Consider the following 13,496-nt stretch of genomic DNA (forward strand, 5'->3'; position numbering starts at 1 on the left):
CTAATGGCCGATTGGCAGTCCCTCGATCCCGAGGCCGCTCGTGAAGCGGAAAAATATGAAAACCCTATTCCTAGCCGCGAACTGATCCTTCAGCACCTTGCTGATCGGGGTTCGCCTGCTAACCGCGAGCAACTGGTCGAAGAGTTTGGTCTGATCACAGAAGACCAGATCGAAGCCCTGCGCCGCCGCCTGCGCGCCATGGAGCGCGATGCTCAACTCATCTATACCCGTCGTGGCACATATGCGCCGGTGGACAAGCTCGACCTGATCCTGGGCCGCATCAGCGGTCACCGTGACGGCTTCGGCTTCCTGGTCCCGGACGACGGCAGTGACGACCTGTTCATGAGCCCGGCGCAAATGCGTCTGGTGTTCGATGGCGACCGTGCGCTTGCCCGTGTCTCCGGTCTGGACCGTCGCGGTCGCCGCGAAGGCATGATCGTCGAAGTGGTCTCCCGCGCTCACGAAACCATCGTCGGCCGTTACTTCGAAGAGGGCGGTATCGGCTTCGTGGTGGCGGACAATCCGAAGATCCAGCAAGAAGTGCTGGTTACGCCGGGCCGCAATGCCAACGCCAAAGTCGGTCAGTTCGTCGAAGTGAAGATCACTCACTGGCCGACGCCACGCTTCCAGCCGCAAGGCGACGTGGTCGAAGTCGTGGGCAACTACATGGCGCCGGGCATGGAAATCGATGTCGCCCTGCGCACCTACGATATTCCGCACGTCTGGCCTGAAGCGGTCTTGAAAGAAGCCGCCAAGCTCAAGCCGGAAGTCGAAGAGAAAGACAAAGAGAAGCGCATCGACCTGCGCCATCTGCCGTTCGTGACCATCGACGGTGAAGATGCGCGCGACTTCGATGACGCAGTCTACTGCGAAGCCAAACCTGGCAAGCTGCGCCTGTTCTCCGGTGGCTGGAAGTTGTACGTGGCGATTGCCGACGTTTCCAGCTACGTGAAAATCGGTTCCGCGCTGGACAACGAATCCCAGGTTCGCGGCAACTCCGTTTACTTCCCGGAGCGCGTAGTGCCGATGCTGCCTGAGCAGCTGTCCAACGGCCTGTGCTCGCTGAATCCACATGTCGATCGTCTGGCCATGGTCTGCGAGATGACCATCTCCAAATCCGGCGAAATGACCGACTATTGCTTCTACGAAGCAGTGATTCACTCCCATGCCCGTCTGACCTATAACAAGGTCAGCACCATGCTGGAGACGCCGAAAGTTACCGAGGCTCGCCAGCTTCGCGGCGAATACACCGACGTTCTGCCACACCTCAAGCAGCTGTATTCGCTGTACAAGGTGCTGTTGGCGGCCCGTCATGTGCGTGGCGCGATCGATTTCGAAACGCAGGAAACCCGGATCATCTTCGGTTCCGAGCGCAAGATTGCCGAAATCCGTCCGACCGTGCGTAACGATGCACACAAGCTGATCGAGGAATGCATGCTGGCGGCCAACGTGGCCACTGCCGAATTCCTGAAGAAGCACGAAATTCCTGCGCTGTATCGCGTCCACGATGGTCCGCCACCGGAGCGTCTGGAAAAACTGCGCGCCTTCCTTGGCGAGCTCGGCCTGTCCCTGCACAAAGGCAAGGACGGCCCGTCGCCGAAGGATTACCAGGCCTTGCTGGCAAGCATCAAGGACCGTCCGGATTTCCACCTGATCCAGACCGTCATGCTGCGTTCGCTGAGTCAGGCGGTGTACAGCGCTGATAACCAGGGCCACTTCGGCCTGAATTACGAAGCCTATACCCACTTCACTTCGCCGATCCGCCGCTACCCGGACTTGCTCACGCATCGGGCGATCCGCAGCGTCATTCATTCGAAAATGGACACCCCGCACGTTCGCCGTGCCGGCGCGATGACCATTCCGAAGGCGCGCATCTATCCGTACGACGAAGCCGCGCTGGAGCAGCTCGGCGAGCAGTGCTCGATGAGCGAGCGCCGTGCCGACGAAGCGACCCGCGACGTGGTGAACTGGCTCAAGTGCGAGTTCATGAAAGACCGCGTGGGCGAGTCGTTCCCGGGTGTGATCACCGCCGTGACCGGTTTTGGCCTGTTCGTCGAGCTGACCGATATCTACGTCGAAGGCCTGGTGCACGTCACTGCGCTGCCGGGCGATTACTACCACTTCGACCCTGTGCATCACCGCCTCGCCGGTGAGCGCACCGGTCGTAGCTTCCGCCTTGGCGACACCGTTGAAGTGCGCGTCATGCGCGTCGACCTCGACGAGCGCAAGATCGACTTCGAGATGGCTGAAAAAACCATCAGCGCACCGATCGGCCGCAAAAAGCGCGGGACTGAAACCGCTGCACCTGCTGGCAAGACTGCAGCAGAGCCGGCGCCGGCGAAAACCGGTCGTCGTCCTGCCAAGGAAAAAGCAGTCGAAGCCTATCGCCCAAGCGATGCGGCAGCGAAAAATGCTGAGCTGCGCAAAAGCCGTGAAATGAAGCAGGCGTTGCTGTCTGAAGCGAAAAGCGGTGGTAAAGCGGCGTCTGGGGGAAAGACCGGGTGGTCGGCGCCTGACAAGGCTCCCGGCAGCAAACCGAGCAAACACCGTAAAGGCCCGCCGAAAGCGGGCTCGGCCCCAGCCAAAAGCGGCGGGGCGCGTAAACCTAAGGCCAAGTCATGAGTCAGTTGGAAAAAATCTACGGCGTGCATGCGGTAGAAGCATTGCTGCGTCACCACCCGAAACGCGTCAAGCAGATCTGGCTGGCGGAAGGCCGCAGTGATCCGCGGGTTCAGACGCTGATCGCGCTCGCGGCCGAAAACCGCGTGGCCGTCGGCAATGCCGAACGTCGCGAGCTGGATGCCTGGGTTGAAGGCGTGCACCAGGGCGTGGTGGCGGACGTGAGTCCGAGCCAGGTCTGGGGCGAGGCAATGCTCGACGAACTGCTCGATCGCACCGATGGTGCACCGCTGTTGCTGGTGCTCGACGGCGTGACCGATCCGCACAACCTTGGCGCTTGCCTGCGTTCGGCCGATGCGGCCGGTGCGCTGGCGGTGATCGTGCCGAAAGACAAGTCGGCCACGCTGACTCCAACGGTGCGAAAGGTTGCGTGTGGCGCGGCGGAAGTGATTCCGTTGGTCGCCGTGACCAACCTGGCGCGTACGCTTGAAAAGCTCAAGCAGCGCGGCTTGTGGGTCGTCGGTACGGCGGGCGAAGCCGAGCAGAGCCTGTATCAGCAAGACATGACCGGGCCGACCATCCTGATCATGGGCGCGGAAGGCAGCGGCATGCGTCGCCTGACCCGCGATCTTTGCGACTACCTGGTGCACCTGCCGATGGCCGGCAGCGTCAGCAGTCTCAACGTTTCCGTGGCGACCGGCGTCTGCCTGTTCGAGGCCCAGCGCCAGCGCAGCGTAAAAGCCGCCACTGGCAAGAAGCCCTGACACTCCCTTGTAGGAGCCGGCTTGCTGGCGATCCAAGCGCCACGGTACTTCTGAAGCACCGCGTTGCCTGAATCGCCAGCAAGCCGGCTCCTACAGGTATGGGGTAATTGGTGGTTGTTCAAATAATCACCAATTGCCTTGCACCTCTTCTGTCCCTTCTCTACAATTGCGCCCCTTGCTGTGACGGCAGGCACGCATGTGTCTATCGCAAGCAAGTCCATAAGTGTCATTCACTCCTTGTCTGACCGCTTTTGAGCGGCAGGCTACAACCCGTAAGGAGCATTCATGCGTCATTACGAAATCATCTTTTTGGTCCACCCGGATCAAAGCGAGCAAGTCGGCGGCATGGTTGAGCGTTACACCAAGCTGATCGAAGAAGACGGCGGCAAAATCCACCGTCTGGAAGATTGGGGCCGTCGTCAACTGGCCTACGCAATCAACAATGTTCACAAGGCTCACTACGTGATGCTGAACGTTGAGTGCACTGGCAAGGCCCTGGCCGAGCTGGAAGACAACTTCCGCTACAACGATGCAGTGATCCGTAACCTGGTCATCCGTCGCGAAGAAGCCGTTACCGGCCAATCCGAGATGCTCAAGGCTGAAGAAAACCGCAGTGAGCGCCGTGAGCGTCGCGACCGTCCTGAGCACTCCGACGCCGAAGGCGTTGATGGTGATGACAGCGACAACAGCGATAACGCTGACGAGTAATCCACGGACCTTTTGAGGAGCCTATTACATGGCACGTTTCTTCCGTCGTCGTAAATTCTGCCGCTTCACCGCTGAAGACGTGAAAGAGATCGATTACAAAGATCTCAACACTCTGAAAGCCTACGTATCCGAGACCGGCAAAATCGTTCCAAGCCGCATCACCGGTACCAAAGCTCGTTATCAGCGTCAGCTGGCCACCGCTATCAAGCGCGCCCGCTTCCTGGCCCTGCTGGCCTACACCGACAGCCACGGCCGCTGAGACCGGGCAGTCGACACGTAGCAAAGGATTGAATGCATGCGTGCCATAGCTGAGTTCATCATGCGCGGCCGTATGCAGGCCACTCTCGTAGTGGCCGGATGCGCAACATTGCCGTTGTTGTATTGGTTGGGTGCTGCCGCTGGATGCCTAGTGCTCCTGCGGCGCGGATTGAAGGACGCCCTTGGCGTACTTGCTCTGGGACTGCTGCCGGCGTTGATCTGGTGGCTTTACTCCGATGACCCACGGGCACTTCTGGTGCTGCTGGGGTCTTCGAGCCTTGCGTTGGTTTTGCGCGCAAGCGAGTCCTGGAACCGCGTGCTGCTGGTCAGCATAGCGATGGGAGTGGTGTTTGCAGTGGTGCTGGGGACAGTTTTTGCTCCCCAAATCGAGATGCTGGCGCAGGCCTTGATAAAGGTCATGCCGTCGCTACTCGGTGATGTCTACCAGAAGTTGTCGGTAGACGAGCAAGCGCATTTTGCGTCCCTGATTGCACCGGTCCTGACTGGCCTGATTGCGGCCTTGTTGCAAATCGTCAGTGTGCTGAGCCTGATTGTCGGGCGCTACTGGCAGGCGTTGTTGTACAACCCGGGTGGTTTTGGTCGCGAATTTCGCGCCATCCGATTCCCGCTGGGGCTGGCGATGTTACTGCTGGCGTTCATGCTTCTGGGGCCGAACATCGGCCCGCAGATGGCCATGTTGACGCCGTTGTGCAGTGTACCGCTGGTGTTCGCCGGGCTGGCCCTGATTCACGGGCTGGTGGCGCAAAAGCGACTGGCCAGGTTCTGGCTGGTGGGGTTGTACGTCACGCTGTTGCTGTTCATGCAGCTGATCTATCCGTTGCTGGTGGTCCTGGCCATCGTCGACAGCCTGATTGATTTTCGCGGTCGTTCGACGCCGAAAGACGTCGATAGCGCGAACGGTGAAGGTTAAAAGTTAAGAGGATTTTCACATGCAACTGATCCTTCTGGAAAAAGTCACCAACCTGGGCAACCTGGGTGACAAAGTAAACGTTAAGGCTGGTTACGGTCGTAACTACCTGCTGCCTTACGGCAAAGCTACCGCCGCGACCCCAGCCAACCTGGCTGCGTTCGAAGAGCGTCGCGCTGAGCTGGAAAAAGCCGCAGCAGACCGTAAAACTTCGGCTGAAAGCCGTGCCGCCCAACTGGCTGAGCTGGAAGTGACTATCACTGCCACCGCTGGTGACGAAGGCAAGCTGTTCGGTTCGATCGGTACTCACGACATCGCTGATGCACTGACCGCCTCTGGCGTTGAAGTTGCAAAAAGCGAAGTTCGTCTGCCGAACGGCACCATCCGCAACGTAGGCGAATTCGACGTAGCCGTGCACCTGCACGCCGAAGTTGAAGCCACCGTACGCGTTGTCGTGGTAGCAGCTTAAGCAGCACTTGTCGGCTGGCACCCTCGGGTGCTTGCCGGTAACATCGGGCACGATCCTGTTTACAGGTCGTGCCCTTTGTCTTTCTGCAGTTCCTGATTTTCACAACTATTCAAGTGGCCATGAACGATATCTCCGCTCCCGAGCAATACGATCTGCAAACCGCTTCCCTGAAGGTGCCGCCGCATTCCATCGAGGCCGAACAGGCCGTGCTCGGTGGTTTGATGCTGGACAACAACGCCTGGGAGCGCGTGCTTGATCAAGTCTCCGACGGCGATTTCTATCGACATGACCACCGCCTGATTTTCCGCGCGATCGCCAAACTCGCCGACCAGAACTCCCCGATCGACGTCGTGACCCTTGCCGAGCAATTGGACAAGGAAGGTCAGACCTCGCAGGTCGGCGGCCTCGGTTACCTCGGTGAACTGGCGAAAAACACGCCGTCCGTCGCCAACATCAAGGCGTATGCGCAGATCGTTCGCGCGCGAGCGACGTTGCGGCAGTTGATCGGCATCGCCACCGAGATTGCCGACAGCGCCTTCAACCCGGAAGGTCGCACGGCTGAAGAGATTCTCGACGAAGCCGAGCGGCAGATCTTCCAGATCGCCGAGGCCCGGCCTAAAACCGGCGGCCCGGTGAGCGTCAATGACCTGTTGACCAAGGCCATCGACCGCATCGACACCTTGTTCAACACCGATAACGCCATCACTGGCTTGTCCACCGGTTACACCGACCTCGACGAGAAGACCAGCGGCCTGCAGCCGGCCGACTTGATCATCGTCGCCGGCCGTCCGTCGATGGGTAAAACCACCTTTGCGATGAACCTGGTGGAAAACGCCGTGTTGCGCAGCGACAAGTGCGTGCTGGTTTACTCGCTCGAGATGCCAGGCGAATCGCTGATCATGCGTATGTTGTCGTCCCTCGGCCGTATCGACCAGACCAAGGTCCGTGCCGGTCGCCTGGACGACGACGATTGGCCGCGCCTGACATCGGCGGTCAACCTGCTCAACGACCGCAAGCTGTTCATCGACGATACGGCGGGCATCAGCCCGTCGGAAATGCGCGCGCGGACCCGGCGTCTGGTGCGTGAGCACGGCGATGTCGCCCTGATCATGATCGACTACCTGCAATTGATGCAGATTCCGGGTTCCGGTGGTGACAACCGGACCAACGAGATTTCCGAGATCTCGCGTTCCTTGAAGGCCCTGGCCAAGGAATTCAATTGCCCGGTGGTGGCGCTGTCCCAGCTCAACCGCTCCCTGGAGCAACGACCGAACAAACGGCCGATCAACTCCGACCTCCGGGAATCCGGAGCGATCGAGCAGGATGCCGACGTCATCATGTTCGTGTACCGGGATGAGGTTTATCACCCGGAAACCGAACACAAAGGCATCGCCGAAATTATTATCGGCAAGCAGCGGAACGGCCCAATCGGCACGTCGCGACTGGCGTTCATCGGTAAGTACACCCGCTTCGAAAACCTGGCGCCGGGTAGCTACAACTTCGACGACGAGTAAATTATGTAGCGCCTGTCAGGGCCTCATTCGCGGGCAAGCCTCGCTCCTACAGGGGATCACATTCCTCTGTAGGAGCGAGGCTTGCCCGCGAATGAGGTCGCCACCAATTTCCGACCATAACCGTCGGAATTGGTCATTTTTTGTGCTATATTCCGCGCCCGCGATTTTTCATCTCAACACCGGTCATCGTCATGCAAACAGCCAAGCCGTTATTTGACTATCCCAAGTACTGGGCCGAATGCTTCGGTCCAGCGCCATTCCTGCCAATGAGCAGGGAGGAGATGGATCAGCTCGGCTGGGATTCATGCGACATCATCATCGTCACCGGTGATGCCTACGTTGACCATCCGTCGTTCGGCATGGCGATCATCGGCCGGCTGCTGGAGTCCCAGGGCTTCCGCGTCGGGATCATTGCCCAGCCGAACTGGCAGTCCAAAGACGACTTCATGAAGCTCGGCGAGCCGAACCTGTTCTTCGGTGTCGCGGCCGGCAACATGGACTCGATGATCAACCGCTATACCGCCGACAAGAAAATCCGTTCCGACGACGCCTACACCCCCGGTGGCCTGGCGGGCAAACGTCCGGATCGCGCGAGCCTGGTTTACAGCCAGCGCTGCAAGGAAGCCTACAAGAACGTGCCGATCGTACTCGGCGGTATTGAAGCTTCCCTGCGCCGCATCGCCCACTACGACTACTGGCAGGACCGGGTGCGCAACTCGATCCTGATCGACGCCTGTGCCGATATCCTGCTCTACGGCAACGCCGAGCGTGCGATTGTCGAAGTCGCCCAGCGCCTGTCCTACGGCCACAAGATCGAAGACATCACCGATGTGCGCGGCACCGCGTTCATCCGTCGCGACACGCCGAAAGACTGGTACGAAGTCGACTCCACGCGCATCGACCGTCCGGGCAAGATCGACAAGATCATTAACCCGTACGTCAACACCCAGGACACCCAGGCCTGCGCCATCGAGCAGGAAAAGGGGCCGGTTGAAGACCCGAGCGAAGCCAAAGTCGTACAGATTCTGGCCAGCCCGAAAATGACCCGCGACAAGACGGTGATCCGTCTGCCGTCGGTCGAGAAGGTCCGTGGCGATGCAGTGCTTTACGCTCACGCCAACCGCGTGCTTCACCTGGAAACCAACCCGGGCAACGCGCGCGCGCTGGTGCAGAAGCACGGCGAAGTCGACGTCTGGTTCAACCCGCCGCCGATTCCGATGACCACCGAAGAAATGGACTACGTGTTCGGCATGCCTTACGCACGTATTCCACACCCGGCGTACGGCAAGGAAAAAATCCCTGCCTACGACATGATCCGCTTCTCGGTGAACATCATGCGTGGCTGCTTCGGCGGCTGCACCTTCTGCTCGATTACCGAGCACGAAGGCCGGATCATCCAGAACCGTTCCGAAGAGTCGATCATTCGCGAAATCGAAGAGATCCGCGACAAGGTGCCAGGTTTCACCGGCGTCATTTCCGACCTCGGCGGCCCGACCGCGAACATGTACCGCATCGCCTGCAAGAGCCCGGAAATCGAATCCGCGTGCCGCAAGCCATCGTGCGTGTTCCCTGGCATCTGCCCGAACCTGAACACCGACCACTCGTCGCTGATCCAGTTGTATCGCAGCGCCCGTGCGTTGCCGGGTGTGAAGAAGATTTTGATCGCTTCCGGTCTACGCTACGACCTCGCCGTCGAGTCGCCGGAGTACGTCAAGGAGCTGGTGACCCACCACGTCGGTGGTTACCTGAAGATCGCCCCGGAACACACCGAGGAAGGTCCGCTCAATCAGATGATGAAACCGGGCATCGGCAGCTATGACAAGTTCAAGCGCATGTTCGAGAAGTACTCCAAGGAAGCCGGGAAAGAGCAGTACCTGATTCCGTACTTCATTGCCGCTCACCCGGGCACGACCGACGAAGACATGATGAACCTGGCCCTGTGGCTCAAGGGCAACGGCTTCCGTGCCGACCAGGTGCAGGCGTTCTACCCGTCGCCGATGGCCACCGCCACCGCGATGTACCACTCGGGCAAGAACCCGCTGCGCAAGGTCACTTACAAGAGCGACGCCGTGACCATCGTCAAGAGCGAAGAGCAGCGTCGTCTGCACAAGGCGTTCTTGCGTTATCACGACCCGAAAGGCTGGCCGATGCTGCGTGAAGCGCTGACCCGCATGGGCCGCGCCGACCTGATCGGGCCGGGTAAGAACCAGTTGATCCCGCTGCATCAGCCTGCGAGCGACAGCTACCAGAGCGCCCGTCGCAAGAACTCGACGCCGGCCGGCAGTCACAAGGTCGCGGGTGAGAAGACTACCAAGATCCTGACCCAGCACACCGGTCTGCCACCACGTGCCAGCGATGGCGGTAACCCGTGGGACAAGCGTGAACAGGCCAAGGCAGCGGCATTTGCCCGCAACCAGCAGGCGGCCAAGGAGCGCAAGGATGCCGCCAAAGGCAAAGGGCCGAAGCCTGCGCGCAAGCCGGTTGTGCCGCGCTAAGCCTCACTTGAGCTGAACAGAACGCCAACCTTCGGGTTGGCGTTTTTGTGTGCGGCAACCAAGCGGGCGTTTTCAGAGTCAGATAATGGGTTGTAGCTACTGGCCTCATCGCGAGCAGGCTCGCTCCCACAGGTTTTTCTTTGGATGCAGAATTTGTGAACGACAGAGATCATTGTGGGAGCGAGCCTGCTCGCGATGAGGCCACTACAGCCGCAGCCAATTCCAGCTGACAGCCCACTGGTCGCCACATTTGCGTGCAGCGCCCCCAAACCAATTTCCCGCATCGCCCGATTTTGGTGCTGTACTGCCTCAAGCAACCGGAGAAAGCGCCAGCGCCACTGGATGGCATAAGTCTTGCGCGCTTTCGATAACGCTTAAGGCTCGCAGGAGGCACGCCGTGTCGATTCATGTCGCATTGCACCACGTCACGCATTACCGCTACGACCGCGCTGTCGAGCTCGGTCCGCAGATTGTTCGCCTGCGCCCGGCCGCCCACAGCCGTACGCGGATACTGTCGTATGCGCTGAAAGTCTCGCCCGAGCAGCATTTCATTAACTGGCAGCAGGACCCTCAGGGCAATTACCTGGCGCGTCTGGTGTTCCCGGAGAAAACCGAGGAACTGCGGATCGAGGTCGATCTGCTGGCGGAAATGGCGGTGTTCAATCCGTTCGACTTCTTCCTCGAACCCTACGCGGAAAAAATCCCGTTTGCCTACGCCGCGGACGAGCGCAAGGAACTGGCGCCGTACCTGGAAACCCTGCCGCTGACGCCGAAATTCAAGGCTTATCTGGACGGCATCGATCGCACGCCGCTGCCCAGCGTGGATTTCCTCGTCGCGCTCAATCAGCGCCTGAGCGAGGACATCGGCTACCTGATCCGCATGGAGCCGGGCGTGCAAACGCCCGAACACACCCTCGAACATGCCTCCGGTTCCTGTCGCGACTCGGCGTGGCTGCTGGTGCAGCTGCTGCGTAACCTGGGCCTGGCGGCGCGTTTTGTCTCCGGTTATCTGATTCAACTGACCGCCGACGTCAAAAGCCTCGACGGTCCGTCGGGCACCGACGTGGATTTCACCGATTTGCACGCCTGGTGCGAGGTCTATTTGCCCGGTGCCGGCTGGATCGGCCTGGACGCGACCTCAGGCCTGTTTGCCGGTGAAGGACACATTCCGTTGGCGTGTAGTCCCGATCCGGGCTCTGCGGCACCGATCAGTGGCCTGGTGGAGCCGTGCGAGTGCGAATTCACCCACGAAATGTCCGTTGAGCGGATTTGGGAGGCGCCGCGCGTCACCAAGCCCTACACCGAAGATCAATGGCTGGCGATCCAGGCGCTGGGCCGGCAGATTGATGCCGACCTGCTGGAAGGCGACGTACGCCTGACCATGGGCGGCGAGCCGACCTTCGTCTCCATCGACGATCCGGACGGCGCCGAGTGGAACACCGCCGCGCTGGGGCCAGACAAGCGGCGTTTGTCCGCCGAGCTGTTCCAGCGAATGCGCAAACATTACGCACCCAAAGGACTGGTGCATTTCGGTCAAGGTAAGTGGTACCCCGGCGAGCAACTGCCACGCTGGTCGCTGAACTGCTACTGGCGTCGCGATGGTGTGCCGATCTGGCACAACAGCGCGCTGATTGCCGATGAGCAAGAAGACTACGGTGCCGATGGCGAACTGGCTGGGCGTTTTCTGGCGAGTGTCGCCGAACGCCTGAAAATTCCGACACGCTTTGTGTTCCCGGCCTACGAAGACAATTTCTATTACCTCTGGCGCGAAGGCACTTTGCCGCAGAACGTCAGCGCCGAAGATTCGCGTCTGGAAGAACCCTTGGAGCGTGCGCGACTGCGCAAAGTCTTCAGTCAGGGGCTGGATAAAGTGATCGGCCAAGTGTTGCCACTGGCGCGCACGGCCAAGGGCGATCAGTGGCAAAGCGGCCGCTGGTACCTGCGCGACGAGCACTGCCGGTTGGTGCCGGGGGATTCGCCACTGGGTTATCGCTTGCCGCTGGGCTCGCAGCCGTGGGTGAAAGCCGCCGAGTATCCGTTCATCTACCCCAACGATCCCAATCAGGAATTCCCGACGCTCCCGGATACTCAGCAGTTGAGCCGCCCCGCCGCCGCGGCCGAAGCGGTCGAGCGTGATCTGGAAATCGACGAATCCGCCGATTGGCTGACGCGCACCGCCTTCTGCGCCGAGGCGCGGGAGGGGCGGTTGTACTTGTTCATGCCGCCGCTGGAGCGAGTCGAGGATTATCTGGAGCTGGTCACTGCAATCGAGGCCACGGCTGAGGAACTGCATTGTCCGGTGCTGCTGGAAGGCTATGAGCCGCCAAGCGATCCGCGCCTGAGCAACTTCCGCATTACCCCGGACCCAGGCGTGATCGAGGTCAACGTGCAGCCGTCCGCCACCTGGGATGAACTGGTCGAACGCACCGAGTTTCTCTACGAAGAAGCGCGCCAGACGCGGCTGACCACTGAAAAATTCATGATCGACGGCCGACACACCGGCACCGGCGGCGGTAACCATTTCGTACTGGGCGGCGCGACACCGGCTGACTCACCGTTCCTGCGCCGTCCCGATTTACTGCGCAGCCTGATCAGTTACTGGCATAACCACCCTTCGTTGTCCTACCTGTTTTCCGGATTGTTCATCGGCCCGACGTCCCAGGCGCCGCGCGTCGATGAAGCGCGCAACGATGCGTTGTACGAGCTGGAAATCGCCTTCGCCCAGATGCCTCAACCCGGCGAGGAATGCGCGCCGTGGCTGGTCGACCGGCTGCTGCGCAACCTGTTGATAGACGTGACGGGTAACACTCATCGCGCCGAATTCTGCATCGACAAGCTTTATTCGCCCGATGGCGCAACGGGGCGCCTTGGCTTGCTGGAGTTGCGCGCTTTTGAAATGCCGCCCCACGCGCGCATGAGCCTGGCGCAGCAGTTGTTGCTGCGAGCGCTGGTTGCGCGGTTCTGGCGCGAGCCTTATGCGCCGCCGAAACTGGCGCGCTGGGGCACGGAATTGCACGACCGGTTCCTGTTGCCACACTTTATCGAGCAGGATTTCGCTGATGTGATCGTCGACCTCAATGCCGCGGGTTATCCGGTGCGGGCCGAGTGGTTTGCCGCGCATCTGGAGTTTCGCTTTCCCAAGGTCGGCGATTACGCCGTCAGCGGCATCGAACTGGAAGTGCGTCAGGCGCTGGAGCCTTGGCATGTACTGGGCGAGGAGGGCGCGGTCGGCGGCACGGTGCGCTACGTGGATTCGTCCCTGGAGCGCTTGCAGGTGAAGCTCACCGGCCTGGCACCGCAGCGCTATTTGCTGACCTGCAACGGCGTTCCGGTGCCTTTGCAGCCGACCGGCCGGGTGGGCGAGTTCGTCGCAGGCGTGCGCTTTCGTGCCTGGCAGCCGGCCAACTGTCTGCAACCGACGATCCCGGTCCATGCGCCGCTGGTGTTCGACCTGCTCGACACCTGGATGCAGCGTTCGCTGGGGGGGTGTCAGTACCACGTCGCCCATCCGGGCGGGCGCAACTATGACAGCTTGCCGGTGAACGCCAATGAAGCCGAGAGTCGGAGGATGGCGCGTTTCTTCCGCATCGGACACAGCCCGGGGAAACTTCCTATACCGATTCTGGAAATAAACGACGAGCTGCCGATGACTCTCGATTTACGACGTTTCTAAACCGTACGCGACGCTCGGATTTTTCGTATATCCGGGCGTCATGAGCGTGCGTTAGTCTGACCGTTCCT

General features: G+C 60.4%; 9 protein-coding genes. All 9 read left to right on the top strand.

Features of this window, described 5'->3' with window-relative positions; genetic code table 11:
- The first annotated feature begins 3 nt into the window (after positions 1-3).
- The 9 genes from rnr to IB245_RS05710 all read left to right on the top strand — a co-directional run bounded on the left by rnr (position 4) and on the right by IB245_RS05710 (position 13,428).
- Entirely contained in the window at positions 4-2,622 is a 2,619-nt protein-coding gene (gene rnr / locus IB245_RS05670) for a ribonuclease R (RefSeq protein WP_192226929.1), read from the top strand.
- Positions 2,619-3,383 (top strand): 23S rRNA (guanosine(2251)-2'-O)-methyltransferase RlmB, encoded by a 765-nt coding sequence (gene rlmB, locus IB245_RS05675; RefSeq protein WP_192226930.1) that lies wholly within the window; start codon positions 2,619-2,621, stop codon positions 3,381-3,383. The genes rnr and rlmB overlap by 4 nt, the downstream gene beginning before the upstream one ends.
- A 285-nt stretch (positions 3,384-3,668) precedes the next feature.
- A complete protein-coding gene (rpsF, locus tag IB245_RS05680; protein WP_008035342.1) occupies positions 3,669-4,091 on the top strand; it encodes a 30S ribosomal protein S6 in 423 nt (140 codons plus the stop codon).
- 28 nt (positions 4,092-4,119) lie between these two features.
- Positions 4,120-4,350 carry a 30S ribosomal protein S18 gene (gene rpsR, locus IB245_RS05685; protein WP_002551829.1) on the top strand — a complete coding sequence of 77 codons (231 nt, stop codon included), beginning with the start codon at positions 4,120-4,122 and terminating at the stop codon, positions 4,348-4,350.
- Positions 4,351-4,386: 36 nt separating this feature from the next.
- Complete coding sequence (locus IB245_RS05690; RefSeq protein WP_008035345.1) at positions 4,387-5,280, top strand: hypothetical protein; 894 nt, start codon at positions 4,387-4,389, stop codon at positions 5,278-5,280.
- 19 nt (positions 5,281-5,299) lie between these two features.
- Positions 5,300-5,746: a 50S ribosomal protein L9 gene (gene rplI, locus IB245_RS05695; RefSeq protein WP_008035347.1), complete on the top strand. Its 447-nt coding sequence runs from the start codon at positions 5,300-5,302 to the stop codon at positions 5,744-5,746.
- Between the two features lie 119 nt (positions 5,747-5,865).
- On the top strand, positions 5,866-7,260 hold the full coding sequence (dnaB, locus tag IB245_RS05700; protein ID WP_008035349.1) for a replicative DNA helicase: 1,395 nt from the start codon (positions 5,866-5,868) through the stop codon (positions 7,258-7,260).
- Positions 7,261-7,451: 191 nt separating this feature from the next.
- Positions 7,452-9,755 carry a YgiQ family radical SAM protein gene (locus IB245_RS05705; RefSeq protein ID WP_192226931.1) on the top strand — a complete coding sequence of 768 codons (2,304 nt, stop codon included), beginning with the start codon at positions 7,452-7,454 and terminating at the stop codon, positions 9,753-9,755.
- A 397-nt stretch (positions 9,756-10,152) separates the two neighbouring features.
- On the top strand, positions 10,153-13,428 hold the full coding sequence (locus IB245_RS05710) for a DUF2126 domain-containing protein (RefSeq protein ID WP_192226932.1): 3,276 nt from the start codon (positions 10,153-10,155) through the stop codon (positions 13,426-13,428).
- The last annotated feature ends 68 nt before the right edge of the window (positions 13,429-13,496 follow it).

The organism is Pseudomonas sp. PDM02 (assembly GCF_014852285.1).
GTDB classification, from domain to species: domain Bacteria; phylum Pseudomonadota; class Gammaproteobacteria; order Pseudomonadales; family Pseudomonadaceae; genus Aquipseudomonas; species Aquipseudomonas migulae.

Excerpts from the sequence above, each read along its gene's own strand:
- rnr (WP_192226929.1), top strand. The coding sequence starts at position 4 with ATGGCCGATTGGCAGTCCCTCGATCCCGAGGCCGCTCGTGAAGCGGAA.
- rlmB (WP_192226930.1), top strand. The coding sequence starts at position 2,619 with ATGAGTCAGTTGGAAAAAATCTACGGCGTGCATGCGGTAGAAGCATTG.
- rpsF (WP_008035342.1), top strand. The coding sequence starts at position 3,669 with ATGCGTCATTACGAAATCATCTTTTTGGTCCACCCGGATCAAAGCGAG.
- rpsR (WP_002551829.1), top strand. The coding sequence starts at position 4,120 with ATGGCACGTTTCTTCCGTCGTCGTAAATTCTGCCGCTTCACCGCTGAA.
- IB245_RS05690 (WP_008035345.1), top strand. The coding sequence starts at position 4,387 with ATGCGTGCCATAGCTGAGTTCATCATGCGCGGCCGTATGCAGGCCACT.
- rplI (WP_008035347.1), top strand. The coding sequence starts at position 5,300 with ATGCAACTGATCCTTCTGGAAAAAGTCACCAACCTGGGCAACCTGGGT.
- dnaB (WP_008035349.1), top strand. The coding sequence starts at position 5,866 with ATGAACGATATCTCCGCTCCCGAGCAATACGATCTGCAAACCGCTTCC.
- IB245_RS05705 (WP_192226931.1), top strand. The coding sequence starts at position 7,452 with ATGCAAACAGCCAAGCCGTTATTTGACTATCCCAAGTACTGGGCCGAA.